Below are 26000 nucleotides of genomic sequence, written 5' to 3' on the forward strand. Positions count from 1 at the left end.
ATTAATAGTGATTATGAGCTGAGAAGAGTTGTTGATGGAGCCTTTGCGCATAGCCATCGGTCATAGCCGAAATATAGTCACAGATAACGCGCATACCATCGTTTTCATTGGTTTGGGCTTGCCACTTACCGCGCGTTGTTTCTGGCAGTAAGCGTTCAGGATCGGCGCTTAGCGCTTCAAATAGATCCATGATGATTTGTTGGCCTTTGTATTCAAAACGCTGCACTTGCGGAATTTGAATCACATATTGGCTCACAAATGATTTCAGTACTTCCAGTGCGGCGGCCATATTGGGTTCTAAATAGGCGTTGAAGGCGAGTAGTTCATTCTCGAAATGCGCATCAACGGCTTGAATATGAATGCTAGTCAGTAGCGCATTAACAATCCCGCCAATCGCATCTTTACGACGGTAATGTTTGCCTGCAAACAGCATTTCACTGATGGAAGCGATGTGTTCTTCAAACCACGCATCGCCGCATTCGGCTAGCTTCGAGGCTGCGGCCTCTTGCCACTGTTGGCGAGTCACCATGCCCAGCACGATGGCATCTTCTAAATCGTGCACGCCGTAGGCAATGTCATCGGCCAGCTCCATGATTGAGCAATCGAGTGATTTAAAGCGAGTCTTGTGATGTTGATAAGGCGTTGAGGGCTGACCACGCATTTGACTGAGTAGGGCTTTATCGTGCGCAGAGAGCGGCTCCGTTACCCAACAAAAAATCGCGTGATCGCAATCGTATATTCCTTTGGCGGGCGACCACTCTTTAGCTTTCAACTGACGCTGGTGAGCGACTGCATTGGGTTGCTGTGCGGCACGAGTTTGGCTCAGCAGCGCAGGGTATTTTAATAATCCCAGCACAGTGCGGCGTGACAGGTTCATACCATGGTGTTCGGTGTAAGGCTCTAAGCTGGTCACAATTCGGAAGGTTTGCGCGTTGCCTTCAAAGCCGCCGTGATCGCGCATCATATAATTGAGCGCCACTTCGCCGCCATGACCATAAGGAGGGTGACCGATATCATGCGCTAGGCATAAGGAATCGATCAAACTATCCGAAGGCAGCAAATCACGAAACTCTGGTTGCTTGAGTTTAATTTGCGCCACTATACCAGTGCCGAGTTGCGCGGCTTCTAAGGAGTGAGTGAGGCGAGTGCGATGGAAATCATTCAAGCTAGTGCCATGTACTTGAGTTTTGGCTTGCAAGCGACGAAATGCTGCCGAGTGAAGAATACGTGCCCGATCGCGTTGGAAAGGGCTGCGGTGATCATCGCGGCGGATTTTATGCTCATCATCTTGGCGTTCAAGCCATTTGGGGTCAATGGATATATCCATGCCATCTCCTGCAGTACATTTATGTTTTTCAAACACTTAACAAGTAACTTAGCGTGAGTTAGCTGATCTCGTCCAGCGTTAATTCGAAACTAGGGGCAAAGGTATTGAGAAAATACTCCATCTCAGGTGTATGGCGATCTCGTAAGGTGACGTCTAAACGTTTTTTGGCCAGCGCATATTCATGGTTGCCCGCGCTGAGTTCTTCTAAGCATTTGAGATAGGCGCAGAGTGAATCTGCCTGTTTGACTATCGCCACATCTTCAGGGTGCGCGGCGTCTGAAACGAGATATGGAGCAAAATCCTCACGCAGCTCTTCAGGCAACATCGAGAGCAGTTTTTGTTCGGCGGCGGCTTCTATCTTTTTGTATTCTTTCGCAATATCGGGGTTGTAGTATTTAACTGGTGTCGGAAGATCACCCGTCAACACTTCACTGGTATCGTGGTACATACCTAAAATCGCAATCCGTTCAGGGTTGACCTTGCCGCCAAATTTTTTGTTTTTGATCACAGCCAAAGCGTGAGCGACAAATGCCACTTGTAGGCTGTGTTCAGAGATATTTTCACTGGAGATGGATCGCATTAAAGGCCAGCGTTGAATTAACTTCATTCGGGCTAAGTGAGCAAAAAAGTGACTCTCTTTCATTGCAATAAACATCCTTGCTGTGTTGGGGGCCAAGAGAAAAATTGGCGATTAAAAGAAAACGGGCGCACTTTCCAGTATCGAAAAGTGCGCCCGTTTAGCATATGGAAGTTTACGTCAGAATGCTACTGACTGTAGGTCGATAAGAAACGTTCGAAGCGGCCAATGGCAATTTCCAAATCTTCAATATGCGGTAAGGTGACAATGCGGAAGTGGTCCGGTTTTGGCCAGTTAAAGCCCGTTCCTTGAACCAATAGCACTTTCTCTTGTTTTAAGAAGTCGAGTACCATTTTTTGGTCATCTTTAATGCTGTACATTTTCGTGTCGATTTTCGGGAACAGGTACATGGCTCCTTTAGGTTTGACACATGAGACGCCGGGGATCTGGTTGATCAATTCCCACGCGCGGTCGCGCTGTTCGAGCAGTCGGCCGCCGGGTAAAATCAGCTCATTGATACTTTGATAGCCACCTAATGCGGTTTGAATCGCATGCTGCATGGGCACGTTGGCACATAAACGCATTGAGGCAAGCATTTCCAAACCAGCCACATAACCTTTGGCGATGTGTTTTGGCCCGGTAAGGAACATCCAACCACCACGGAACCCGCATACACGGTACGCTTTTGACAGGCCGTTAAAAGTGACCATTAAAACGTCATCAGCCAGTGTTGAAATGGGCGTATGGGTTGCACCATCGTATAAGATTTTGTCGTAGATTTCGTCGGCGAAAATGATCAATTTATGCTTGCGGGCAATCTCAACAATTTCCAGCAGGAAATCACGGCTATAGACAGCACCTGTTGGGTTGTTGGGGTTGATCAACACAATACCGCGTGTTTTGGGCGTGATTTTACTGTTGATGTCGTTGAGATCAGGATACCAATCGGCTTCTTCATCACACAAGTAATGCACAGCAGTGCCGCCCGAGAGGGCGACCGAAGCGGTCCATAATGGATAATCAGGAGCAGGGACAAGCATTTCATCGCCATTATTAAGCAGCGCTTGCATCGCCATCACGATAAGCTCTGAAGCACCATTACCGATGTAAACATCTTCTACATCTAGGCTACGCAGCCCTTTTTTCTGGTAGTGCTGCACCACGGCTTTGCGCGCGGAATAGATCCCCTTTGAGTCGCAATAGCCTTGTGAAGTAGGCAGATTACGGATCACATCAACTAGGATTTCATCTGGGGCGTCAAAGCCAAATGGGGCGGGGTTACCAATGTTTAACTTCAGTATTTTATGCCCCTCTTCCTCCATGCGTTTAGCATGTTTGAGTACAGGACCCCTAATGTCATAGCAGACATTGTCGAGTTTTGACGACATCCCGATATTTTGCATTGTATAATTCCTGAAAAATAAATAATTTCTTTATTAAACTACACTAAATTAATGTTTGATAGAATAAAAATCTGCCACTGTACGCTTTTAGGATACAGATGAGGATGCCCGTTATCACAGGAATCTGCAAAAGATAACTCGTAACCTTGATTTCGTTTCCCTCTCTAAATAGAGTAGCCGTCAGTAGAGCCCGTGTCTCAATGTTTTCGAGGTCGATTTGTCGCATTTTCATCAAGCTATTGCTCGGTTAATCGAGCAAATAAACGACGCGAAGGATGATGACGTTCGTTTTGTACAAATACTGCAAGAAGCTCCCCCTTTCGCGCCAATTGATTGGCTTGAAGCGCAACCCATTTTCCCTAAATTTTATTGGCAGTCACGCGATACGCGCGAAGAAGTCGTGGCATTAGGTCAGCTGTATACTTTTTCTGAGGCTGAACCTGCCTACGCTATTCTTGGTCAGGAGCAGCGAGTTTGGGGTGGACGTTCTTTTGATGGGCATACGGACAAAAATCGCCGTTGTCTATCCTCATTTTTCTTTTTACCGCAAATTGAGCTGATTTGCTGTGATGGTCAATGGTCATTGGCGGCGAATATTACCGCTGAACGCCAACGAACCTTGGTCGCACTGCATAAACTGCAACTTGAAGTTAGTCCGTTACGTGGTATGACGTCACATATAAAACAGGTCACCCATCAACCTAATGAGGTGAAGTGGCAGCAGTTGGTCAATCAAGTGCTTGAGGGAATTGGTCATCAAGCGTTTAAGAAAGTGGTACTCGCGCGGCAAACGACACTCAGGTTAGATAAGCCGTTAAGCGCGGCGCAGTTGCTTAAGGCAAGTGCGGCTCACAATCATCACAGTTTTCATTTTTTATTAGCATTTGATCAAAAACACAGCTTTATGGGGTCGACACCTGAGCGTTTGTACGCTCGTCAAGGGCAGACTTTGTATACCGAAGCGCTGGCGGGAACTATAGGTCGGGGAGAAAATGCGAGCCAAGACATGGAGTTATCTCATTGGCTTACTCAAGACAGTAAAAATCTTAATGAAAATCAATATGTAGTGGATGACATTATTGAACGGTTAACGCCTCATTCTGAAAGGGTTGATGTTGAACAGGACGTCCGTTTAGTGCGTTTGCGCAAAGTGCAGCATTTAAAACGGGGTATCCATGCGCAACTGAAAAAGGGTGTGAATGGTGTGCAACTGCTGAACGCTTTACAACCAACCGCGGCCGTGGCTGGCCTGCCGCGTAAAGCGGCGATGGATTTTATTCAGGCTAATGAGCCTTTTGCACGTGGTTGGTATGCCGGCTCAGTCGGTTATTTTAGCCATCAACAAGCGGAGTTTTGTGTGGCGATTCGCAGCGCTTTGCTGGTGGACAATCAGGTCCAACTGTTTGCCGGAGCGGGCATTGTTCCTGGTTCAGTTGCTGAGCATGAATGGCAAGAGTTAGACAAAAAAATGGCAACCTTACTGAGTTTGATCAGCGACCATTTTCCTCTAGGAGTGGCGTCATGAAGCATGACCAAGCAGTGCTGAACCGAATTTGGAGCCAAACGCTACTTGAGGAGCTTACTCGACTTGGGGTGCAAGAGATCTGTATTGCACCAGGTTCACGCTCGACACCCTTGACCTTAGAGGCGGCCGCCAATCACAAGCTTTCAATCCATACTCACTTTGATGAGCGTGGGCTGGGCTTTCTTGCTTTAGGTCTTGCTAAGGCGAGCCAAAAACCAGTTGCGGTGATTGTCACTTCTGGCACGGCGGCGGCTAATTTACTGCCAGCGATTGCTGAGTCACACCTCACGGGTGAAAAACTCGTTGTACTCACGGCTGACCGGCCCGTTGAGCTCGTGGGATGCGGTGCGAATCAAGCAATCAATCAAGTAGGTATTTACTCATCACATGTCACGCAGGCGGTGAATCTACCCAGTCCATCGACGACTATCCCATTGACTTGGTTGTTAACCACAGTGGATGATGCTATGGCCAACCAAGATTATATGGGTGGTGCAATACATATTAACTGTCCCTTTCCCGAACCACTTTATGCCGAACATGATGTAGATCTTTACGCAGACTATTTAGCTGTGATTGAAGCGTGGCGTCAGCGTGAGCAAGCATTCAGCTCTCGCCAGTACCAAACCGAAACCAAAACGTTAGATGATGGTGCATGGCTGAGTAAAAAAGGGCTGGTGATTCTTGGGTCGTTGACGTTAGCTGAAGCGAAGAAGGCCAAGCATTTTGCCAACAAACTTGGCTGGCCAGTCTTATGTGATCCACAATCAGGCGTGAGCAGCGAATGGGCGCATTTTGATTTATGGTTGCAAAATGCGCGAGCACGTGAGCTGCTTAGTGAAAGTGAGGTGGTGATCCAATTCGGTTCACGGCTGGTCTCAAAACGGCTTACTCAATGGCTAGCTAGCCATGCTCACATGGGTAACGTGCAGTATATTTACGTTTCACCCCAAATGGCACGTAATAATCAAAGCCATCTGATGCAACAGCAGTTTGTCACTGATATTGCGTACTGGGTCGATCGGCATATTGGTAAATTAACGGCTTTAGGTGCGGCGCAAGCGGGTTGGTCGGATCGGATAAAAAGTGTGGCGCAAGAGATTGCCCAACTGGCTAAATTGCATTTGAACGGTGACTCTTCTATTACAGAGATTGGTTTAGCGCTCGATATGGCCGAGCGTAGCGAAGGGGCCGACCTATTTATCGGCAACAGTTTGTTCGTCCGTTTAGCCGATATGTTTGCTCAAATTGAGGGACGTTCGGTTTACTCCAATCGAGGCGCTTCGGGCATTGATGGCTTAGTGGCAACCGCCGCAGGAGTACAGCGAGCCAATCATAATCCAATGTTGGTATTTATTGGTGACACGTCATTGCTGTATGATCTGAATTCTCTAGCTCTGCTTAGCCAAGTCAGCACGCCTCTGGTGCTGGTGGTGGTGAATAATGATGGTGGCGCTATTTTTGATCTATTACCCGTTCCCAAAACGCACAAAACCGCCTTGTACCAAATGCCCCATGGCTACCAATTTGAACACGCCGCACGGCAGTTTCGTTTAGGTTATGCTTGCCCGCAAACCTTATCTGCTTATCAAAGCTTGGTCCGTGAACATTTACAGCAGGGTACTGGCACCTTATTGGTTGAAGTGACCACGCCGTCTGGGCAAGCCGGTGAGCAAATCACACAATTTACCCAGCAAGTCTATGCTTTGTAGTCGTTTTTATTGCAGCACCACCACAGGTTCGACGTCGGTCGAGCCTGTGGTGGTTTTTCTACATGGTTTACTAGGCAGTGGGCGAGATTGGTCGAAAACGGCGCTTTTCCTTTCGCCATACTCGCAATTATGGATTGATCTTCCCGGTCATGGCGGTAGTCAGTCTCTCTTATGTGATGATTTTGATGAGTGCTGCGCTCACATTTCTGCAACCGTGCTTAAGCAGCTTGGCGAAAAAACACCTATCGTATTGGTGGGCTATTCACTTGGTGGAAGGCTGGCAATGTATGGCGTGGCGATGCAGCGTTTTTCGGCGTTGAATATTCAAGGTTTGATCGTTGAGGGTGGCCACTTCGGCTTGCAGAGTTCTTTTGAACGTGAACAACGATTGAAAAATGATCACCATTGGGCACATCGTTTCCAAACTGAGCAGATTGAGCGAGTTTTGGTCGATTGGTATCGTCAACCCGTTTTTTCTTCATTAAATCATGAGCAAAGACAAACTTTAGTCACTCAACGCAGTGCTAATCTTGGGGTGGCAGTGGCTCACATGCTACTTTCGACTTCATTGGCAAAGCAGCCTTATCTGCTCGCACAACTTGAGCAAGTCGCATTGCCAATGGTCTATGTTTGTGGGGAGAAGGACAGTAAGTTTGTTCAGCTGGCACAACAAAGCGGTTTCGAATATCGCCAAGTGCGGGCTGCGGGGCATAATGTCCATTATGAGCAGCCCGAAGTATTTGCTCATCTTATTCAAGAGTTTATCAGCCAATGCTAACGCGTTGGTTCAAAAACTATAATTAATAGAACAATGGAAAGCACCATGGCTAAAACAGTCGGTATTACTGAACAAGAATTGTATGCACCAGTCATCTGGAGTGACTGCAGCGCCGAATATGAAGATATTCACTATCACAAATCGCAAGATGGCATTGCCAAAATTACGATTGCCCGCCCTCAGGTGCGTAATGCCTTTCGCCCACAAACGGTTAAAGAGATGATCAGTGCGCTGGCCGATGCGCGTTATGATGAGCAAGTTGGCGTGATCATTCTAACTGGCCTTGGTGAAGCGGCATTTTGCTCTGGTGGCGATCAAAAAATTCGTGGCGACTACGGCGGCTATCGTGATGAGTCCGGTACGCATCATCTCAATGTGCTCGATTTCCAACGCCAAATTCGTACCTGTCCGAAACCTGTAATTGCGGCGGTTGCTGGTTGGGCTGTCGGTGGTGGCCATGTGCTGCATATGATGTGCGATTTAACTATAGCGGCAGAAAATGCCCAGTTTGGTCAAACAGGGCCCAAAGTGGGTTCATTCGATGGTGGATGGGGTGCGTCTTACATGGCCCGTATCGTTGGGCAGAAAAAAGCGCGTGAAATTTGGTTCCTTTGCCGTTTTTATGATGCTCAAGAAGCGTTGGACATGGGGCTGGTCAACACGGTTGTGCCAGTAGCTGATTTAGAAAAAGAGACGGTTCGCTGGTGTCGTGAAGTATTGCAGCATAGCCCTATGGCGCTGCGCTGTTTGAAAGCAGCGCTCAACGCAGATTGTGACGGCCAAGCAGGTTTGCAAGAACTGGCGGGTAACGCAACCATGATGTTCTATATGACAGAAGAGGGGCAAGAAGGGCGCAATGCCTTCAATGAAAAACGCCGCCCTGATTTCAATAAATTCCCTCGTAATCCTTAAGCGTAAAATCGGCTCAAATCATCCAGTTTTCCGTGATGATTTGGGCTAGTGGTCTCAATGAACAAAGTCGAATATCGAACAAAAGGTTGAAATTATGCGCAGCGCAACACTGTATCGCTACTGTTTACCGATGGATAGCGGCGTTATTCTCCGCAATCAGAAGCTAGTAGAACGTAAAGGTCTGATTATTGAATTACAAGATGATCACGGTTCAGCGTTGGGTGAAGTTGCCCCATTACCCGGTTTCAGTTTAGAGTCACTTGAGCAAGCACAGCAGCAGTTAATCGCGCAGCTTCAGCTTTGGGTGAGTGGTGAGCTTATTACCTATGATGATCTTTTTCCTTCTGTTGCCTTTGGTTTGTCGATGGCGGAGTTAGAGCTGGATGGTGGGTTGCCTCAAGCCGGACACTATCACGCAGCACCTTTGTGCTCGGGAGACCCTGATGAACTGATCCCGCTTCTGAACGCGCTACCGGGCGATCATAGAGTTGCGAAGATTAAAGTTGGGCTGTACGAAGCGATTCGCGATGGGATGATCGTAAATCTGTTTTTAGAATCCATGCCTGATTTGCAATTGCGTCTTGATGCTAACCAAGCTTGGACACCCGCTAAAGCTGAAAAATTTGCCCAATATGTCTCTCCTTCGCTGCGTCAACGCATTGCGTTTTTGGAAGAGCCGTGTCCATCTCCCAGTGACAGCTTGGCTTTTGCTATCAATACGGGCATTGCGATTGCGTGGGATGAAACCTTACAGCAAGCCGTTCGCCGTGCAGATTTTCAGCTAGAAGATCTGACGGGAGCGAAAGCCATTGTGATTAAACCGACCTTGATTGGGTCGGTACAGCGCTGTATCGCTTTGATTGAAAAAGCTAAAACATTAGGCATTCAAGCCGTTATTAGCTCTAGCATTGAATCGAGCTTAGGGCTTTGCCAATTAGCTCGTTTTGCGCAGTGGCAACTGCCTAATGAAATTCCGGGGCTAGATACGATTAGTTTGTTTAAAGCACAACTCGAAAGCGCATGGCCCAACAGCGCATTGCCGATACAAACGCTCGCGCAGCAAACGGTGGTTTGGCAATCTCAATGCGAGTAGGCGTTTCCTTTTGCCAAAAGCCGTGGCAACAACATGCTTTGTATACGCCGCACGCGATCGCATTGCGTACGGCGAATCAAACCTACACTTGGCAGCAGTTAACGAACCGTATTGACGCTTATGCTTTTGTAATGCAGCAACAAGGTTTGCAGAACCAAGATGTGCTGACGTTAGTGGGTAAGAACAGCCTTGAGTTAGTGTTAATCTACCTTGCGTCGCTAAAACTTGGCGTGATCTGCGCCATCACCATGCCACAACCTGTGATGCTGCTGAAACAGAAACTCAGTACCTTATACGGAGAGAATCAACCACATTGGTTATGGTTAGGTGAAGGAGCTAAGCTTGAGGAGAGTGAGCTAACTTCATTGCTCGCTGAGGCTAACATCCAGCTTTTTACTCATGAACATATTACTAACGAACATGTTTCGCCACCCACGAGCGCTATGGTAAACAAGGCTGAGACACAGTTTGCCTCAATCATCTTTACTTCTGGCTCTACTGGGGTTCCTAAAGCCGTTATTCATACTTTTCAGCAGCATTGGTCGTCAGCCAGTGGCTTACTTGAGGTATTTTCATTTAGTTGCCATGATACGTGGCTGCTGAGTTTACCGATGTATCATGTGTCTGGGTTAGCCATTATTTATCGCTGGCTAGCAGCTGGTGCTTGCTTAAAAGTCGGCAGCGGTGATCTCACCCAAGATATAATTCATGTTACGCATGCTTCATTGGTTGTTACTCAACTGAAGCGTTTATTAGACAGTAAAACACCGCTCGCATTAACGCACGTGCTGCTTGGCGGAGGCCATATCCCAAACCATCTCGCCCAGCAGGCGGCAAAGCATGGCATTGAAACTTGGGTGGGTTATGGCATGACGGAAGCGGCTTCCACTGTCACAGCAAAACGTGTTAACGCAAGCCAGAGTGTTGGCCACGTGCTACCTAAACGGCAAGTGAAGCTACAAGGTCAGCGCATTTTCATTGGCGGTGAAACCATATCCAGTGGCTATTACCAACAAGGCTTAATCACGCCTCTTATCGATGAACAAGGATGGTTCGACAGCCAAGATCTTGGCCATTGGCAGAATGATGAGCTGTGCATTATTGGCCGCGTTGATAACCAATTTATCTCTGGAGGCGAAAACATTCATTGTGAAGAGATTGAAGCGATATTATCTCACCACCCCGACATCGCTTTAGCGATGGTGATCCCTGTTCATGATGATGAGTTTGGCGCGCGCAGCGTTGCTTTGTTGCAATGCCAAACTATGCCTAAAAAAGAGGCGTTAGAGCAGTGGCTCAATGGCAGGCTTGAAAGATTTAAATATCCCATCGATTATTTTTTAATACCAAATCACTTGAGCGAAACGGGTATTAAAATATCGCGCAAGACCTTAAAAACATGGCTCACCGAACATCAGCTGCGTTATCGACCACTCAATGAGCGATCACCATTTGATGGTCTGGTGCTGCCAATCCACAAAACAGACGGGCTTATCTAACATTTCCTTTTGCTGTAGTTGATAAAGTTGCTTAGCCACAAACTCCGGTTCAAAGAGCTTATCGCTAGCCACATTATGCTGAAATGGTTTAGAAAGCGGGGTGTCGGTGGTTCCCGGATGAAACAGAATGGTTTGCGTGTTGGGATGAGTGCGAGCTAGCTCTATCGCAAAAGTTTTCGTTGCCATATTTAGCGCCGCTTTACTCATCCGATAGCTGTACCAGCCGCCACTGTGGTTATCCTCTAAGCTACCTATCCGCGCGCTAAAAACCGTAATTTTTGCAAAAGATTGACGATCAATAAGTGATGGTAAATATTGAAACCAACGCACTTGGCTCAAAACGTTACATTGTAAAAGCCATTGAAAGTAAGACTCGTCAAACCTTGAGATACGCTTTTCCGGTGTATAGGTGCCGTTGTGTAGTTGCCCATTAAAAAACACAATTTGATCAAACTTATGCCCGATGTCGGCCAATGTTTTGGCAATCAAGGCCGTTGATTCGATACTGTAGTCGGTTGGAAAATGTTCGCTTGAGGATTGGGCGAGATATTTTTGTCTTGAGACGGTAACGATTTCTGGCGCTAAAGTCTGCGCTTTGAGCTCCCTTATAAAAGCTTGGGCGATGATGCTTGAGGCGCCAATAATGAGGTATTTCATTGTTATCACTCTCTGTTTTTACAAACGCCATTACGGCATTGAGTATGACTAAACCAGCGAGATATCGACATGCGATGTTTTGCAAAAAGGAGATAAATTTGGTCGCTAATCCATTTTAGGATGGGCAAGCGCGTGATGAATAACCAGCGATGTTTGTTGACTAAACGCCAAGCTAGAACGGTCACATCCAGCCCATAAAGCAGATTGCCTTGTTGATCTAAGCCATGCAGTATCGATAACGCCTTGCTTTTGTCGATAGAAGGAAAGCTACGCATAGCATCGCCGTCATTGATGTCGATAAGCTGAACCCGACCATGGTGATCGAAGGTTTTTAATGAACGCATTTCATTGCAGCATAAAGGACACTGCGCATCGAAAAAAATCACTAAAGATGGGGTACTCATATGTATGTCATCAGCCTAACAGCCCGTTAATAACATATTTGTACGTTCACTCTTCAGTATAAGATCAAGCTAGTGTTTGGTTTGCACTCAATCCCAATCTAACGCCAATCCCCCCTGAGTTCTGCGACTTTTTGTTGCATCACTTGTGTTGTTGCCTCTTTGGGGGGGACGGGCTCGCCAGCTTCAATTTCTATATGTGACCAAAAACGAGTCGGTAGCCCACAGCAGGCGCGCCCTTTGGCACGGCTAAAATAGCTTCCCCACAACCCCTTCAATGCCATGGGGATGACAGGCACAGAGCTGCGTTTTAAAATAATATCCATCCCGCGCATGAAATCGCTGATTTCGCCATCCGCGGTTAACCGTCCCTCTGGGAAAATGCAGACGATATGCCCTTCTGCCAATGCTTGTTCTACATCGTTAAAGGCTTGGCGGATAGAACCGCGACGCGTTGCGGAAATAGGTATCACGCCTGCACGTTTCAAAAAGCGACGAAGTGGCGGCAAATTGGCGTAATCCTCTTCCATCACAAAACGAATTAAGCGAGGGCAAACCGCGCTCAGCAACAGTGCATCCATATAGCTAACATGATTGCACACCAGCAGAGCTCCGCCCTTTTCAGGTAAGTGATGAAGATTTTTGTGGCTGACTCGATACATGGTATGCGTCAGTATCCACATTAGAAATCGCACCAAAAAGACCGGGACTTGGTAGCATAAATAGAGTGCAACAAAGCCATTAAGCAAAGCTAATATAATGAAGAACTGAGGGATCGTAAGCTCAAGAAAGCTCAAACAGACAATCCCTAATAGTGCGCTCGCCACCATAAACAGTGAGTTGTAGATATTTAAAGCGGCAATGACTTGTGCGCGTTGAGTGACTTTGGCACGCTGCTGCATTAGCGCATATAAAGGCACAATGAAGATGCCACCGCAGACGCCAATCAACAATAGGAAAAGAAACATCGGCCATAGTGATTGGTAGCTGATAAATTGATAAAAATCAGTAAATTGAGGCAGTTTTTCTGGCACGGAGGTTGCCATTAAATAGCCAAATAATGTAATGCCAAAACTGCCGATAGGCACGATGCCGATCTCTATTCTATGATGCGATAATTTGTCACAGGTCAATGAGCCAGTGGCAATACCAACAGAAAACAGTGCTAGCAAAAAAGAAACGGCGCTCTCTGTGCCATATAAATAGTGATGCGTGAAATTTGGAAATTGAGTTAAGTAGGCAGCACCTAAAAACCAGAACCAACTGATCGCCATTACGCATTGGAAAATAGTACGGTCTTGTTTGGCAATCGCAATGGTCTGCTTGGTTTGCTTAATGGGCTGCCAGCGAAAAACGAGATCGGGTGCGCAAGCAGGGGCTTGAGGAATATGACGGCTGGCTAAATAGCCTAACAACGCAAATACTACCACCGCGCCAGCGGCCACGTATTTAGTGTAGGGCATCGAGGCAATGAGCCCAGCCCCCAATGTGCCTAATAAAATCGCTAAAAATGTGCCTGTTTCCACTAACGCATTACCCGGAACCAATTCATTTGGCTTGAGTTGTTGCGGCAATAAAGCGTATTTGACTGGGCCAAAAAAGGCCGATTGTGTCCCCATCAAAAACAGTAATAACAGTAAAATGGCGTAACTCTCGGTCATAAAACCGATCGCGCCAAGACACATGATGCCAATTTCAGCCAATTTCACTTTACGAATGAAAGCGGATTTTTCGTACTTGTCAGCAAGCACACCAGCAGAGGCAGAAAAAAGGAAAAAAGGAAGAATGAATAGCCCTGCGGCAAGGTTAATAAATAAATTACTGGAAACCGGTAACACGTTCGCTCCAGCAAACGCGACCAATAGCAGCAAGACATTTTTAAAGATGTTATCGTTAAATGCGCCAAAAAACTGGGTGATGAAATACGGAAGAAATCGTTGCTGAGTCAGCAATGAAGATTGAGATTGACTCATTGATGGTCCTTATCGCGCCCAGTGATTAAGATAGTTTGAGAGTAGGTTTTCAATCAGCTCTTTCCCATCGATGGGTTCGGCGGCGAAAAATTTATCATCTACGCTTAATAAGGTAATACCATGTACGCCAGACCACAGGACTCGGCTTGCTTGCAGCACTTCTTGTTGCGAGTGTTGTGGAGCAAGGATGGTCAATAAACCTTCAAGCATGGCGGTCATGTTATCGATGCGCTCTGCTTGCCACTGGGGAAGTCGTTCACCATTCATATTATGTTCAAAAATAAGTTGCCAGCGATTGGGGTGCAACTGAGCAAAATCGTGGTAGCAATAGGCCAATTTATACAACGCTTCTTTTGGATCGCTACACTTTCCCACCACTTTTTTCGCTTGTGAAGAGAGTTCATCCAAGGTTTGAGCTACCACATGCAACAATAAAAGATTGTAACTGCCGAAGACATTGACCAAAGTGCTAGGTACGTAGCCAATCATGGTTGCGATTTTACGCAGGCTGAGCTCGTGATAAGTGTGATTTTGAAGAAAATGCTTCGCGGTCTTGAGTGTCAATGCAATCAGTTCTTCTCGGGTGTGATCGTTTCGTCTGGCCATGGTTACGTATCAATTATGAACAACGTTCGATATTCTAGTGGGGTGGTGTATAAGCGTCAACTTATGGACGGTTAATTTGCAATATTCTGATACATGTCTGCGAGAAGCAACGGTTTTCTTGTCTATCCGAAGTGGTTATGATGAGTAAGCCTCAATAATTATAACCCTAAGGAAAAACATGAAACGTTTTTTTTCTCTTGTAGCACTGCTGATGGTTGCTGTTGCGATCACACCGATAGCAGAAGCAAAGAAATTTGGCGGTGGTAAATCGTTTGGTAAAAGCTATAAAACGGCTCCAGCGCCCAAACAGCAGACTCAAAAAAATGACACCATTAAGCAAGATCAAGCAGGTAAAGCTGGTTCGACCAAAAAAGGTCTGATGGGCGGATTACTGGGTGGTTTACTCGCTGGTGGTCTACTGGCGGCTTTCTTTGGCGGCGCGTTTGAGGGTATCCAATTTATGGATATTCTGATCTTCGGCCTGATTGCTTTTGTGCTCTTTAAACTGATGCGCGGTATGCTTGGTGCGAAGCAGGGTAGCATGAATCGGCAGCAGCCTGCGTTTGGTGGCGTGAATAACCGGACGGAGTTTGAACAGCCGAACGTGCACAACTTTGAACAACAGCCTCAAGCTACGGGTGGTTTTGGATCGAATGCACACAGCGATATCCCACATAACTATCCAGCCGGTTTTGACAAAGCAGCTTTCATTAATGGTGCGCGCGAACACTACCGTATTTTGCAAGGTGCTTGGAACCATAACCAACTTGAAACTGTTGAAGAATATGTATCGGCGAGCTTGTTTGAAGATTTAAAACAAGAGCGCGCAAAGCTAAACGGTGAACAGCACACAGATGTGATGTACGTAGACGCTGAAGTCGTTCGCGCCGATTACGATGCAAGTAAAGCGCAGTTGAGTTTGCAGTTTACTGGCCGCTACCGCGATTCCGTGGAAGGCATTGAAGAAGATATTAATGATGTGTGGCATTTAGAGCGTGATTTAACCGCACCTAATGCACCTTGGTTGATTGTCGGCATTCAAGGCTAAGACTTTTCACGATGGATCCAAAACGCCCAAGTTTGTCTTGGGCGTTTTGCTAGGTCACTAAGCTAATTTAGCCGTTGTTTCAAAGGCTTCTAATTTTGAAAGATAAGGTGTTAAATCACCAATATTGCTTTTCACCCAATCGGCACAGTAATAGGTATCTAAATAACGTTCGCCGCTGTCGCATAACAGCGTCACGATGGAGCCTGTTTCACCTCGTTGTTTCATCTCACTGGCAATTTGCAAAACCCCATAAAGATTGGTGCCGGTAGAAGGGCCTGCTTTGCGGCCGAGTAGTTTTTCCAACCAATAGATCGTAGCGACACTGGCGGCATCCGCAACGGTACGCATTTCATCGACTACGCCGGGAATAAAACTTGGTTCAACTCGTGGACGACCAATTCCTTCAATTTTGCTACCACACTGCAAGGTTAAGCTTGGGTCTCGGCTTTTGAAATAATCATGAAATACCGAGTTTTCAGGGTCGACGACGCACAGTTTGGTATTGTGTTTTTGGTAGCGAATAAAGCGGCCTATAGTTGCTGAGGTTCCGCCTGTGCCCGGGCTCATTACAATCCATGTCGGAACGGGGTGATCTTCCATTTGCATTTGGTTAAAAATACTGTCGGCAATATTGCTATTACCACGCCAGTCGGTCGCACGTTCAGCATAAGTGAACTGGTCCATATAATGGCCATTCAGTTCTTTGGCTAAGCGGTGTGATTCGGCATAAATTTGATCAGAGCGATCGACTAAATGCGCTTGGCCGCCATAAAGCTCAATCTGCTCAATTTTTTTACGTGCAGTACATTTGGGCATTACAGCAATAAAAGGCAAGCCTAGTAAACGGGCAAAATAAGCTTCTGATACCGCAGTACTGCCCGATGAAGATTCAATGATAGTAGTTTCAGGGCCAACCCAGCCGTTACAGATGGCATACAGAAAAAGAGAGCGGGCGAGGCGGTGTTTGAGCGAACCCGTAGGATGCGTACTTTCATCTTTGAGATAAATATCGACCCCAGCGACACAAGGCAAATCGAGCTTGATCAGATGAGTATCGGCCGAACGTTGGTAGTCCGCTTCTATTTTTCGAATTGCGTTGTTAATCCATTGATGATCGGTGCACATGGTTCTCTCTCCATCGTTATTATGAGGGTAATTTACCCTTAATTTGAGAGAAAAGCTTTGCTATGTTGCCTGTCATTTTGTAGTTTTAGAGAAAATTATTCTCTTATTTTGGGGGAGCTATGGAGCTTGATAGAATTGATCGCATGATCCTCTCATTACTGCAACAAGACAGCACTTTGTCGCTAAATGATTTGGCTGAAGCGGTGAACTTAACCACCACACCTTGCTGGAAGCGGTTGAAAAAGCTCGAAGAATCTGGCGTGATTGCGCGGCGAGTTGCCCTGCTTGACCCAGAAAAATTAGATTTGAGTTTTACCGCGTTTGTGTTGATTAAGACCAGCGATCACTCTCACGAATGGTACAGCCATTTTGTCGTGACTGTGTCTGAGTACCCTGAGGTGATGGAGTTCTATCGTATGGCGGGTGAGTACGATTACATGATGAAAGTGTTGGTCAAAGACATGAAGTGTTTTGACCAGTTTTATAAAAAACTGGTCAATGGCGTGAAAGGGATTAATAACGTGACTTCAACCTTTGCAATGGAGTCATTGAAGTACACTACCCAATTGCCTCTGGCATAGCCTGCTCGTCCGAGTCTTGTTATTTGGTGAAGCGCATCACACCTTCTTGCACTGCTGTTGCGACTAAATCTCCTTGGCGGTTGTAAATCTCGCCACGCACTAAACCACGGGTATTGCTGGCCGTAGGGCTTTCTATTGCGTAGAGCAACCACTCATCCATTTTGAATGGGCGGTGGAACCAAATCGAATGATCAATCGTCGCGACTTGAAAGTTAGGTGTCATCAAAGAGACTTTATGAGGATGCAACGCTGTGACTAAAAACCCCCAATCAGACGCGTAACCGAGCAAATATTGATGGATGAGTTGGTTATTTGGCAACTCACCATTAGCGCGTATCCACAGGTACTGTTTTGGCTCTGCTTTTTGTGGTTTTAGCGGGTTAATTACGGTCACTGGACGCATCTCAATCGCTTTTTCGCCACAAAAAACCTTTTTTATTTTTTCAGGTAATAAGTGTGCAATCTGGGCTGCCAGTTCAGATTCAGAGGCAAAATTTTCAGGACCAGGGATGTCAGGCATGGTGTTTTGATGTTCAAAACCGGGCGCTTCACCGTGATAAGAAGCGGTGAGATAGAAAATCGGCCGACCATTTTGAATGGCTTTGACTCGTCTGGTACTGAAACTGCGTCCGTCTCTTAAATTCTCAACATCATAAATAATTGGTTTTTCAGGATCTCCGGGGTAAAGAAAATAGCTATGAAATGAGTGAACAGTGCGGTCGGAATCAACCGTATAGCGAGCCGCCGAGAGTGCCTGGCCAATCACTTGCCCACCATACACTTGTGGTAGACCTAAGTTCTCGCTCTCACCTCGGTATAAACCTTCTTCTAGCTTTTCCAGTTGTAGCAAATCCAATAGTTCATTTAATGGTTTACTCATAGACCCTCACCGAGATTCTTAATGTAATTATTATCATTGTTGACTAAGTCAATATCTTGTTAATACCAAATGGACGACCATGACAGCAGATAAAACCGAACCTATAATCATCACCTATCTAACACCATAACTGAGGTTTTATCCTTATGAAAAAGGCACTGTTGCTGATTATGTCGTCTGTTTTGGGTCTAATGCTTGTGGGTTGCCAGTCAGCGCAAAAACCAACCTCTTCCGAGAGCAATATTCAATCTATCATGGGTACGGTTTCGTACCGTGAGCGTATCGCACTGCCGGATAAGGCGCTTGTCACGATCACTTTGCAAGATGTTTCATTGGCTGATGCACCCGCTAAAGTGATCGCAAAACACCGCTTTGAAACTAACGGAATGCAAGTGCCGCTTGAGTTTGACTTGGCATTCGACAACCGAAAAATTGATGCTCGCCACCGTTACAGCGTCAGTGCTCGCATCGAAGTAGATGGAAAACTGCGCTTCATTACGGATACCAATTACACCGTGATTACTGATGAGAATAACACTAAACGGGTTGATTTGCGTTTGGTTGGTGTTAAACAGTAAAAACAGAAGCAATAAAATAGACGCAATACTATAAAAACAGTAAAACAAGAAATAGTAAAACAGCCCTTTCCCGTGCTAGATAAGCGGGAAAGGCGCTTGACCGAAAGGGGCTTAGGGGCGCCACTGGTATAATCGAAGTTTTATTTTGCCATGCTCGTTCACTTCGACGCCTTCGGCGATCAATTTCTGTCGTTGACGTAATAAATCCTCTCCTTTTAGCGAAATCTCTCCTTTGCTGTTGATCACACGAAACCAAGGTAATCGGCTGTTTTGAGGTAGGTTACCTAATGCTTTTCCAACATGGCGTGCGTAGCCGGGGTATCCTGCTAAACGAGCAACTTCCCCATAGGTTGTCACTTTTCCTGCGGGAATTTGATGTATAACTGCAAAAATCTGCGCTAAAAATTGGTTCATGCTGACAATTCGTCCATACTAGCAGTGTCCTAGTTCGATAGTTACCAAGGAACGGTATAAGGAGAGGGCATGCTATTTTCTACCTTTCAATTTTTAATCACAACCTTGTTGGCTGTGGTTTGTGCAAGAGCCATAGGCTTAAGCGAAGGGGACATCCCCGTGCTGGCCATCGTGATCCCTGCGCTGTGGATTTTACCGCAAGGGGGCGTCGCGGGTGTGTTGTTATTGGCTGCAATGACCGCTTATGGTTTCACTTTATCTTATCAGCCAATCGCTCTTTCTGTCAGTGTTTGGGTGCTGCTGCCTTTGTTGACGGTGGCCTTTTCTAAACGCAGTAGCATGGGCGTTATCTTAGTGAGCACGTTGATCGTACTGACGTTGCAAGTCGGTATCATCGTTACTCAATCGGCTGGGAAATTAGGCGGTACAGGCTGGCTGACTGTTATTCAGACTCTTTCTGTTATCGTTGTTTGGTGGTCGGTTGCGCACTGGAAGCCATCTAATAAGCACCGTTGGTGGGCGCTAGGGTTACTGCTACCGCTATGGATGGCCGATTTCTCGTATGCGGTGTTAGTTGCGTTAAGCATTACTGGCATTATGGCGTCGATGGAAAGTTTAACCCAATCCAAACCAGTCGCAGTGAATTGGAATGGTTTGTTATGCTGGACACTTCCAACGGTAGGCTTTGCAAGCTTAGTCGTCTCGCCCACAAGTGATGTACCAAACCCCGTATTCGTGGTTTGGATCTGTTTGCTGGCTACCGCTTGGATGACTGATTATCTACTCAAGAGCACCGAAGAGAATACCGAATGACCAGAACACAACTGAATGTAGATTAGAGCATGTTGTGGGTGAAGTTGTGACTTCATTCTTATGCATATATAGAGCATTAGTATATGATGCTCACCTCTCAGTACAATAATATAAACGTCATGGTTCGTGCATTTCGGCTAATAGGTCTTTTATGGCTAGCAACGGCGGCACACAGCGTCATTAGTGCTCCCATAATCAACGCTAAAACATATCGAGTAGCGACAGAAGCGGACGATGTTGTCACGCGTATTTTGTTTGATGCCATTGCTTACCAATTTCGCCTTGAGATTGACTATGTTAATTACCCCAGCTTTGATGCGATCTTGACCGCTATCGAACAAGGGGAGAGCGATTTTGCAGCCAATGTGACTTACACCGAACAGCGTGCTCGACGCTTTGATTTCTCAAGTCCTACCAATATTGAATACACCTATGCATTTAGCCATAGCAACGTACAGTTAACCGATCTGGCGAGGGTCGGGGTTCCCAAAGGAACGATTTATGGTGAGCTGATTGCCGCTTATTTTCCTTATATCATACAGGTTGAGTATGATGGTGCTCGGCGTGCCAAAGAACTTTTAAGCACGGCTGAAGTCGATGTTGTCGTAGACGCGATTAATCAATTAAAGCCGATGTTGATGGCAGGGCTCGATGCGCAATTGCTTAATGACCAACTGCCTATTCAGCCGGTTGCCATTATTACGCCAAAAGGGCACAACACTTTATTACTCAACAAAATTCAAGAATATGTGCACTCAGCGTCGGTACAAAAACTGCTTAGAAAATCAGTACAAAAATACCAATTTGATATCCGCAAGCAGGCATTGCGCCAATCAGTCATCGATAGCGGCTTAAACGTGCAGCGACCGTTAAAAGTAAAATTGGAGAACATCAACCAATTTGCTCAGTATCAGCACGATGGCAAAGTGAAAGGAATAAACGCAGACATTGTTTTTAAAGCATGTGACATTCTGTTACTCAAATGCGAACTGGCCAGTCAGCCAGACGAAACGTGGGAGAGTATGTATGCCGATTTGGTCAATAAACGCATTGATATCCTAGTACCAGTTACCGTCTCTCAACAACGAAAATCCGACGTTTATTTCAGTGACACGTATTACCAGCCTGAAGCCGTCTTGATTAAGCGTGAAAATTACAAAGACAATGTTTACAGCAATGTGTCTGAATTAATTGTTGAGCGCATCGGCGTGATTAAAGAAGATTTCTTTGAAGAGCTGTTAGGAAAAATGCTGCCCAATAAAGTGCTACATGTTTATAAAACTCAAAATGAATTGGTCAAAGCCTTGCTCGGTAAGGAGGTCGATTACATCGTTCTAAACCGTGCCAACTTTAACCAAATATTGCGCGAAGCGGATAACTTATTGCCGTTGGAGGAAGATCTATTTATCGGCAGTTTTTACTCGTCTGAGATTGCAATGGGCTTTCCCAAAAATAGCATGGGCGCTTCGCTGGCTCCTTTATTTACTCGTGCTATTAAGATGATTGATACGCAGAAAATCATCAACACCTATGATTATCAACCGAATTGGCGAGCAACGTTAGCGGCCGAGAAAACTTTTTCACGCCACACTCAATGGCTGTTTACGTTGGTATTTGGCTTCTTGTTAGTGGTCGCTTTCTATCTACACTCACAATCTGTTACCGATAATTTAACCAAGCTGCGTAATCGCCGAGCTTTATATCGCCGTTATTCGAGAGGCTTAAACAGCGATCTAACCTTGATTTATTTAGATGTGAATAACTTTAAGCCGATAAACGATAACTATGGTCATGAAGTGGGGGATGAAGTGTTGAAAGCACTTGCCAGCCGTATCGATTCTATTTGGCGTGGTCGTAGTTACCGAATCGGGGGTGATGAGTTTATCCTGATTGGGCAATATAGTGATGAGGAGCTTGAGCCTGTGTTAATGCAGTTAGAGTCCTTAACCTACAGCGATTCTGCTCGAAATTTAAACATAAAAGTCAATGTGGCGATTGGTGTGTCGAATTACAGAGATCATTTCATGAGCCTGGAAGAAGTATTGCACCAAACTGATATTGCCATGTACCAAAGTAAGCACCACGGTAGCGGTCAACGAGATAATACAAAGCCTCTTCTCAAGATAATCAGAAGTTCAAACAAGAGCTAAAATAGTCCACCTATTTTATTGAGTAGAAGAGAAAATAGAAGATTTGCTCAAATGGTGTTCACTTAAAACAAAAAGCTTCCATCCATTGGGATTTCGGCTTGCAATCATTACTATGATGCTTGATAATCGCCGCACTCTTTGGCTAGCAAGCCAAGAAAACAAATCAATGGAGGCTCTGGTCCTCCCGCAACACTAACTTGTGAACTCGGTCAGGCCCGGAAGGGAGCAGCCGCAGCAGGCGACGTGTGTGCCGGGATGTGGCTGGGGCCTCCACCCTTTTTGAAGCCTGCAATATATGTTCGCATAAATTGCAGGCTTTCTTCATATTTGCACCATAAGATTTCATAGTCTATTTTTTTGTTGTAGGTTTACAACAAAAGTGACTTGGCTATGTATGACCAAACTAAGAAATCATCTCACGTACACAACATCTGTAAGTTCATGAGCTTGAAGAACGATGCTGTTGTTCGCACTCTCTCCATTCTCGAGTTCGATTTCTGTTTTCACCTCGAATACAACCCAAACATCAAGAGTTTTACCTCTCAACCTTTTGGCTTCCACTATCAGTTCAATAACCGCAAGTGCCGATATACTCCTGACTTTTTAGCAATAGGTCATAATGAGCAGTCAACATTCTTCGAGGTCAAACACTCTAGCCAGATTCTTAAACCTGATTTTAGGGAGCGCTTTGAAGAGAAGCAGAGAGTAGCGTTGAGTGAGTTCAACAGACGGTTGGTTCTCGTTACTGAGAAGCAAATTAGGATGGGACCAACGCTAGATAACTTTAAGTTGTTACACCGCTACTCTGGATTGCGCACAGTGACCGAATTTCAAAAGCGAGTTTTGGCATTTATTCAACGCAAGCAAATGGTGAAGTTGCAAGAGGTGTCTTTGTATTTTGGTCTATCAGAGCAAGACACGCTTATCTCTACTCTACCTTGGATCTCTTCGGGGCACGTTAAAACAGACCTCAACACGATTGGCTTTGGTCTAGAAACCTGCGTTTGGTGCTAACTATGCCACCTGACTCTAATAACATATTTGGGTTCTTTGATGAGTTTGAAGCGTCAGAAGAAGAATCACAGTTGCTCCCAAAAGAACTAATTCTAGAACCCGTTGAAATATCATCGACCATAGATAGTTTGCCAGCAAAAATTCAGGAAGAGGTTCTTCGCCGCATAAAAGTGATTACTTTTGTGGAGAAGCGCTTGAAAGGTGGGTGGACAGAGAAAAACTTGAACCCCATTTTAAGTCTCGTTGAATCAGAATTACAGCTTACACCCCCTAGTTGGCGGACTGTAGCAACTTGGAAAAAATCCTACTCTGAAGCAGGTAGAGAACCATGGGCACTTATTCCGAAGCATACGTTTAAGGGCAACCGCCAGAAAGAAATGGATTCGCAATCCTTGATTGACGAGGCAATTCAGAATGTATACCTGACACGTGAACGACTTAGCGTTGCAGAAGCATACCGATATTATAAGAGTCGAGTGATTCAAATGAATCGAGGGATTGTTGAAGGAAAAATCAAGGCAATTGCCGAACGTTCTTTTTACAATCGAATAAATGAGTTACCCCCTTATGAAGTGGCGATTGCAAGATTTGGTAAACGATATGCAGATCGGGAGTATCGCTCGGTTGGTCAGCAGGTAGTTGCAACTAAACCTATGGAGTTTGTTGAAATAGACCATACCCCAGTTCCAGTGATCTTGATTGACGATGAACTAGATATTCCTTTGGGCCGCCCTTATTTGACGATGCTTTATGACCGTTTCAGTAAGTGCATTGTTGGTTGCAGTATCAACTTTAGAGAGCCAAGCTTTGACTCTGTTAGAAAGGCTCTGTTGAATTCACTTTTGGATAAAAGCTGGCTTAAAGCAAAGTATCCATCGATTGAGAATGACTGGCCTTGCCACGGTAAGATTGATTGCTTGGTCGTCGATAACGGTACCGAGTTTTGGAGTCAAAGCTTGGAAGATTCGTTACGGCCTTTGGTGTCCGATATTCAATACAGTCAAAAGGCGAAGCCTTGGCGAAAGTCAGGGATCGAAAAGTTGTTCGATCAAATGAATAAAGGGTTAGTTAACGCGCTGCCTGGAAAAACCTTCACCAATCCTACTCAACTACAAGATTACAATCCAAAGAAGGATGCGGTGGTTAGGGTATCGGTATTTCTTGAATTACTTCATAAATGGATTGTCGACTATTACCACATGACGCCTGATTCTAGACAGCGCGAGATCCCATACCACAAGTGGCACCAATCGAAATGGACGCCGTCTTACTATGATGGTGCTGAGAAGGAGCAACTCAGAGTAGAGTTAGGATTGCTTAGACACAGGACGATTGGAGTGGCCGGGATCAGGCTGCATAACTTACGCTATCAGTCCGCCGAGCTTATTGAATACCGGAAATATTGCACACCTAATAATGGTAAAAAGCTCTTTGTTAAAACCAAAACAGATCCTTCTGATATCAGCTACATCCATGTTTATCTAGAATCAGAAAAGAAGTACATAAAAGTTCCAGCGGTAGACAACAGCGGATATACAAACGGCCTTTCACTTTTTGAACACCAGCGCATACAAAAAGTACGCAGACTGAACACCAAGGATCTTGCTGATGATGAGGCTCTTGCGGATACATTTCTATATATGAAAAAACGTATCCAGGAAGAAACCGATAGATTCCGCCGTGTTAAAAGTAGCAAGCCCAACCTTCCTAAAACAGGTAACACGTCGAAACTAGCAAAGTTTAATGATGTCGGTTCTGAGGGACCAAGCTCAATCAACGTGACTCCTGTTAGGCTCAAATCTGATGTTGTTTCCGATGCCTCAGAGTACTTAGATGACGATGATTTTGAAGATATTGAAGGGTATTAGTTTGAATTTAACGCCAAAGCAGCTTGAGCAGCTAAAGTCCTTTGAAACCTGCTTTATCGAGTATCCCGCGATAACTGAAATCTACTCCATTTTCGATCAACTTCGTTTCAATCACTCTTTAGGTGGTGAACCAGAATCTTTCTTGTTAACAGGTGAGGCTGGAAGTGGAAAGACGGCTTTGATCAACAACTACTTGTCACGCTTTCAATCGGGTTCAACTTGGGGAAGGCAGCCAGTATTAAGCACTAGAGTACCAAGTCGTATCAATGAACAGAATACGCTGACCCAATTTTTGGTTGATTTAGATTGTAAATCCGGAGGAAAAGGTATCCGGCGCCGTAATGAAATTGCGCTTGGCGAAGCGGTTGTAAAGCAACTTAAACGTAAATCTGTTGAGCTGATTATTGTTAATGAAATTCAAGAGCTGGTTGAGTTTTCAACCGCAGAACAGAGACAAGTTATTGCCAACACATTCAAATATATAAGTGAAGAAGCAAGAGTCTCGTTTGTGCTAGTGGGTATGCCTTATGCTGATGTGATAGCGACAGAACCACAATGGAACTCGCGGCTAAGCTGGAGGAGAAGGATAGATTATTTCAAATTGTTGAAAGCGAAGGGTCATTCGAGTAGAACGGCATCTTATGGGTTTGACTTAGAACAAAAAAAACATTTTGCCAGATTTGTCGCGGGTCTGAGTTCAAGGATGGGCTTTGATGAGCCACCAGTACTTACAAAGAATGAACTGCTATATCCTTTGTTTGCAATGTGCCGAGGAGAATGTCGAGCGTTAAAACACTTCTTGAAAGACGCGTTGCTTATGAGCTTCAACGACAATGCGGATACGATAGACAAAACAATATTGTCACGCACTTTTGCATTTAAGTTCCCATACCTAGATAACCCGTTTGCTCGTCCTTTAAAGCAGCTTAGTCTTCATCAAATTGACTCTGGTTCTGCTTACCACTTAAATGCAATCACCACTGAAGATAAAATAGTAGCCCCTCGTTTTACGGACGCCATTCCGTTGAGCATGTTGTTGAGCAAAAATGGGCTTAAAGCTTAGAGG

Annotated in this window: 24 protein-coding genes and 1 other RNA gene; 15 read left to right on the top strand and 10 right to left on the bottom strand. The window is 45.5% G+C overall.

Translation table 11 applies throughout. The features are described 5' to 3' along the window. Nucleotide 1: 1 nt before the first annotated feature. The 3 genes from NB504_RS14620 to NB504_RS14630 all read right to left on the bottom strand — a co-directional run bounded on the left by NB504_RS14620 (nt 2) and on the right by NB504_RS14630 (nt 3307). A complete protein-coding gene (locus NB504_RS14620) occupies nt 2–1327 on the bottom strand; it encodes an anti-phage deoxyguanosine triphosphatase (protein ID WP_258429149.1) in 1326 nt (441 codons plus the stop codon). Nucleotides 1328–1385: 58 nt separating this feature from the next. Then, nucleotides 1386–1970, bottom strand: coding sequence for a 5'-deoxynucleotidase (gene yfbR, locus NB504_RS14625; protein ID WP_026028390.1), 585 nt, complete (start codon nt 1968–1970; stop codon nt 1386–1388). Nucleotides 1971–2092: 122 nt separating this feature from the next. Continuing rightward, nucleotides 2093–3307 (bottom strand): pyridoxal phosphate-dependent aminotransferase, encoded by a 1215-nt coding sequence (locus tag NB504_RS14630; protein ID WP_013856428.1) that lies wholly within the window; start codon nt 3305–3307, stop codon nt 2093–2095. Nucleotides 3308–3524: 217 nt separating this feature from the next. On the opposite strand from NB504_RS14630, the gene NB504_RS14635 reads away from it, so the two are divergent. The 6 genes from NB504_RS14635 (at nt 3525) to menE (ending at nt 10826) form a co-directional block, all read left to right on the top strand. Continuing rightward, entirely contained in the window at nt 3525–4832 is a 1308-nt protein-coding gene (locus tag NB504_RS14635; RefSeq protein WP_258429152.1) for an isochorismate synthase MenF, read from the top strand. Continuing rightward, nucleotides 4829–6544, top strand: coding sequence for a 2-succinyl-5-enolpyruvyl-6-hydroxy-3-cyclohexene-1-carboxylic-acid synthase (gene menD, locus NB504_RS14640; protein WP_258429154.1), 1716 nt, complete (start codon nt 4829–4831; stop codon nt 6542–6544). The genes NB504_RS14635 and menD overlap by 4 nt, the downstream gene beginning before the upstream one ends. Then, on the top strand, nt 6534–7322 hold the full coding sequence (menH, locus tag NB504_RS14645; protein WP_094165980.1) for a 2-succinyl-6-hydroxy-2,4-cyclohexadiene-1-carboxylate synthase: 789 nt from the start codon (nt 6534–6536) through the stop codon (nt 7320–7322). Before menD ends, menH begins: the two co-directional genes overlap by 11 nt. A gap of 45 nt (nt 7323–7367) precedes the next feature. After that, nucleotides 7368–8234, top strand: coding sequence for a 1,4-dihydroxy-2-naphthoyl-CoA synthase (gene menB, locus NB504_RS14650; RefSeq protein WP_026027256.1), 867 nt, complete (start codon nt 7368–7370; stop codon nt 8232–8234). A 94-nt stretch (nt 8235–8328) separates the two neighbouring features. Beyond that, the gene (menC, locus tag NB504_RS14655; protein ID WP_258429158.1) at nt 8329–9327 is read left to right on the top strand and encodes an o-succinylbenzoate synthase; all 999 of its coding nucleotides are present in this window, start codon (nt 8329–8331) and stop codon (nt 9325–9327) included. Continuing rightward, nucleotides 9318–10826: an o-succinylbenzoate--CoA ligase gene (gene menE / locus NB504_RS14660; RefSeq protein WP_258429400.1), complete on the top strand. Its 1509-nt coding sequence runs from the start codon at nt 9318–9320 to the stop codon at nt 10824–10826. The genes menC and menE overlap by 10 nt, the downstream gene beginning before the upstream one ends. On the opposite strand, the gene NB504_RS14665 is transcribed toward menE, so the two are convergent. The 4 genes from NB504_RS14665 to NB504_RS14680 all read right to left on the bottom strand — a co-directional run bounded on the left by NB504_RS14665 (nt 10773) and on the right by NB504_RS14680 (nt 14463). After that, a complete protein-coding gene (locus tag NB504_RS14665) occupies nt 10773–11483 on the bottom strand; it encodes an SDR family NAD(P)-dependent oxidoreductase (RefSeq protein ID WP_258429159.1) in 711 nt (236 codons plus the stop codon). The genes menE and NB504_RS14665 overlap by 54 nt on opposite strands. A 5-nt stretch (nt 11484–11488) precedes the next feature. Beyond that, complete coding sequence (locus NB504_RS14670; protein ID WP_258429160.1) at nt 11489–11887, bottom strand: thiol-disulfide oxidoreductase DCC family protein; 399 nt, start codon at nt 11885–11887, stop codon at nt 11489–11491. A gap of 98 nt (nt 11888–11985) precedes the next feature. Further along, nucleotides 11986–13857 (bottom strand): MFS transporter, encoded by a 1872-nt coding sequence (locus tag NB504_RS14675; protein ID WP_094151941.1) that lies wholly within the window; start codon nt 13855–13857, stop codon nt 11986–11988. A gap of 9 nt (nt 13858–13866) precedes the next feature. Further along, the gene (locus NB504_RS14680; RefSeq protein WP_017048569.1) at nt 13867–14463 is read right to left on the bottom strand and encodes a TetR/AcrR family transcriptional regulator; all 597 of its coding nucleotides are present in this window, start codon (nt 14461–14463) and stop codon (nt 13867–13869) included. Between the two features lie 178 nt (nt 14464–14641). Here NB504_RS14680 and NB504_RS14685 point away from each other — a divergent pair, with 178 nt between their 5' ends. After that, nucleotides 14642–15511, top strand: coding sequence for a Tim44 domain-containing protein (locus tag NB504_RS14685; protein ID WP_258429162.1), 870 nt, complete (start codon nt 14642–14644; stop codon nt 15509–15511). A 57-nt stretch (nt 15512–15568) separates the two neighbouring features. On the opposite strand, the gene NB504_RS14690 is transcribed toward NB504_RS14685, so the two are convergent. Then, a complete protein-coding gene (locus tag NB504_RS14690) occupies nt 15569–16636 on the bottom strand; it encodes a PLP-dependent cysteine synthase family protein (RefSeq protein ID WP_013856440.1) in 1068 nt (355 codons plus the stop codon). A gap of 119 nt (nt 16637–16755) precedes the next feature. Between NB504_RS14690 and NB504_RS14695 the strand changes: the two genes are divergently transcribed. Next, on the top strand, nt 16756–17217 hold the full coding sequence (locus NB504_RS14695) for an Lrp/AsnC family transcriptional regulator (protein WP_013856441.1): 462 nt from the start codon (nt 16756–16758) through the stop codon (nt 17215–17217). A 19-nt stretch (nt 17218–17236) separates the two neighbouring features. Here NB504_RS14695 and tesB read toward each other — a convergent pair whose 3' ends face one another. After that, complete coding sequence (gene tesB / locus NB504_RS14700; RefSeq protein ID WP_013856442.1) at nt 17237–18097, bottom strand: acyl-CoA thioesterase II; 861 nt, start codon at nt 18095–18097, stop codon at nt 17237–17239. Between the two features lie 146 nt (nt 18098–18243). Between tesB and NB504_RS14705 the strand changes: the two genes are divergently transcribed. Beyond that, the gene (locus NB504_RS14705) at nt 18244–18675 is read left to right on the top strand and encodes a YbaY family lipoprotein (RefSeq protein ID WP_258429164.1); all 432 of its coding nucleotides are present in this window, start codon (nt 18244–18246) and stop codon (nt 18673–18675) included. Nucleotides 18676–18786: 111 nt separating this feature from the next. Here the strand turns inward: NB504_RS14705 and NB504_RS14710 are convergent, their stop codons facing one another. After that, nucleotides 18787–19089 carry an MGMT family protein gene (locus tag NB504_RS14710; protein ID WP_094128935.1) on the bottom strand — a complete coding sequence of 101 codons (303 nt, stop codon included), beginning with the start codon at nt 19087–19089 and terminating at the stop codon, nt 18787–18789. 69 nt (nt 19090–19158) lie between these two features. On the opposite strand from NB504_RS14710, the gene NB504_RS14715 reads away from it, so the two are divergent. The 6 genes from NB504_RS14715 (at nt 19159) to NB504_RS14740 (ending at nt 25997) form a co-directional block, all read left to right on the top strand. Beyond that, nucleotides 19159–19902 carry a hypothetical protein gene (locus NB504_RS14715; protein ID WP_017045285.1) on the top strand — a complete coding sequence of 248 codons (744 nt, stop codon included), beginning with the start codon at nt 19159–19161 and terminating at the stop codon, nt 19900–19902. 83 nt (nt 19903–19985) lie between these two features. Next, nucleotides 19986–22052, top strand: coding sequence for a GGDEF domain-containing protein (locus NB504_RS14720; protein ID WP_258429165.1), 2067 nt, complete (start codon nt 19986–19988; stop codon nt 22050–22052). A 173-nt stretch (nt 22053–22225) separates the two neighbouring features. After that, an RNA gene (gene ffs / locus NB504_RS14725) (signal recognition particle sRNA small type) lies at nt 22226–22322 on the top strand. 120 nt (nt 22323–22442) lie between these two features. After that, on the top strand, nt 22443–23066 hold the full coding sequence (locus tag NB504_RS14730) for a TnsA endonuclease N-terminal domain-containing protein (protein ID WP_038939479.1): 624 nt from the start codon (nt 22443–22445) through the stop codon (nt 23064–23066). A gap of 2 nt (nt 23067–23068) precedes the next feature. After that, nucleotides 23069–24934 (top strand): Mu transposase C-terminal domain-containing protein, encoded by a 1866-nt coding sequence (locus NB504_RS14735; RefSeq protein WP_258429167.1) that lies wholly within the window; start codon nt 23069–23071, stop codon nt 24932–24934. Beyond that, nucleotides 24900–25997 carry a TniB family NTP-binding protein gene (locus NB504_RS14740; protein ID WP_258429168.1) on the top strand — a complete coding sequence of 366 codons (1098 nt, stop codon included), beginning with the start codon at nt 24900–24902 and terminating at the stop codon, nt 25995–25997. The genes NB504_RS14735 and NB504_RS14740 overlap by 35 nt, the downstream gene beginning before the upstream one ends. Nucleotides 25998–26000: the final 3 nt, after the last annotated feature.

This window comes from Vibrio sp. RM-69-4 (genome assembly GCF_024743775.1).
Taxonomy (GTDB): Bacteria; Pseudomonadota; Gammaproteobacteria; order Enterobacterales; family Vibrionaceae; genus Vibrio; species Vibrio anguillarum.

Coding starts and splice junctions, on each gene's coding strand:
- NB504_RS14715 (WP_017045285.1), top strand. CDS start 19,159: ATGCTATTTTCTACCTTTCAATTTTTAATCACAACCTTGTTGGCTGTG.
- NB504_RS14630 (WP_013856428.1), bottom strand. CDS start 3,307: ATGCAAAATATCGGGATGTCGTCAAAACTCGACAATGTCTGCTATGAC.
- NB504_RS14690 (WP_013856440.1), bottom strand. CDS start 16,636: ATGTGCACCGATCATCAATGGATTAACAACGCAATTCGAAAAATAGAA.
- menB (WP_026027256.1), top strand. CDS start 7,368: ATGGCTAAAACAGTCGGTATTACTGAACAAGAATTGTATGCACCAGTC.
- NB504_RS14670 (WP_258429160.1), bottom strand. CDS start 11,887: ATGAGTACCCCATCTTTAGTGATTTTTTTCGATGCGCAGTGTCCTTTA.
- NB504_RS14735 (WP_258429167.1), top strand. CDS start 23,069: ATGCCACCTGACTCTAATAACATATTTGGGTTCTTTGATGAGTTTGAA.
- NB504_RS14740 (WP_258429168.1), top strand. CDS start 24,900: ATGACGATGATTTTGAAGATATTGAAGGGTATTAGTTTGAATTTAACG.
- NB504_RS14720 (WP_258429165.1), top strand. CDS start 19,986: ATGATGCTCACCTCTCAGTACAATAATATAAACGTCATGGTTCGTGCA.
- menD (WP_258429154.1), top strand. CDS start 4,829: ATGAAGCATGACCAAGCAGTGCTGAACCGAATTTGGAGCCAAACGCTA.
- NB504_RS14695 (WP_013856441.1), top strand. CDS start 16,756: ATGGAGCTTGATAGAATTGATCGCATGATCCTCTCATTACTGCAACAA.
- NB504_RS14620 (WP_258429149.1), bottom strand. CDS start 1,327: ATGGATATATCCATTGACCCCAAATGGCTTGAACGCCAAGATGATGAG.
- NB504_RS14675 (WP_094151941.1), bottom strand. CDS start 13,857: ATGAGTCAATCTCAATCTTCATTGCTGACTCAGCAACGATTTCTTCCG.
- NB504_RS14685 (WP_258429162.1), top strand. CDS start 14,642: ATGAAACGTTTTTTTTCTCTTGTAGCACTGCTGATGGTTGCTGTTGCG.
- yfbR (WP_026028390.1), bottom strand. CDS start 1,970: ATGAAAGAGAGTCACTTTTTTGCTCACTTAGCCCGAATGAAGTTAATT.
- menE (WP_258429400.1), top strand. CDS start 9,318: ATGCGAGTAGGCGTTTCCTTTTGCCAAAAGCCGTGGCAACAACATGCT.
- NB504_RS14665 (WP_258429159.1), bottom strand. CDS start 11,483: ATGAAATACCTCATTATTGGCGCCTCAAGCATCATCGCCCAAGCTTTT.
- tesB (WP_013856442.1), bottom strand. CDS start 18,097: ATGAGTAAACCATTAAATGAACTATTGGATTTGCTACAACTGGAAAAG.
- NB504_RS14710 (WP_094128935.1), bottom strand. CDS start 19,089: ATGAACCAATTTTTAGCGCAGATTTTTGCAGTTATACATCAAATTCCC.
- NB504_RS14730 (WP_038939479.1), top strand. CDS start 22,443: ATGTATGACCAAACTAAGAAATCATCTCACGTACACAACATCTGTAAG.
- menC (WP_258429158.1), top strand. CDS start 8,329: ATGCGCAGCGCAACACTGTATCGCTACTGTTTACCGATGGATAGCGGC.
- NB504_RS14705 (WP_258429164.1), top strand. CDS start 18,244: ATGAAAAAGGCACTGTTGCTGATTATGTCGTCTGTTTTGGGTCTAATG.
- menH (WP_094165980.1), top strand. CDS start 6,534: ATGCTTTGTAGTCGTTTTTATTGCAGCACCACCACAGGTTCGACGTCG.
- NB504_RS14680 (WP_017048569.1), bottom strand. CDS start 14,463: ATGGCCAGACGAAACGATCACACCCGAGAAGAACTGATTGCATTGACA.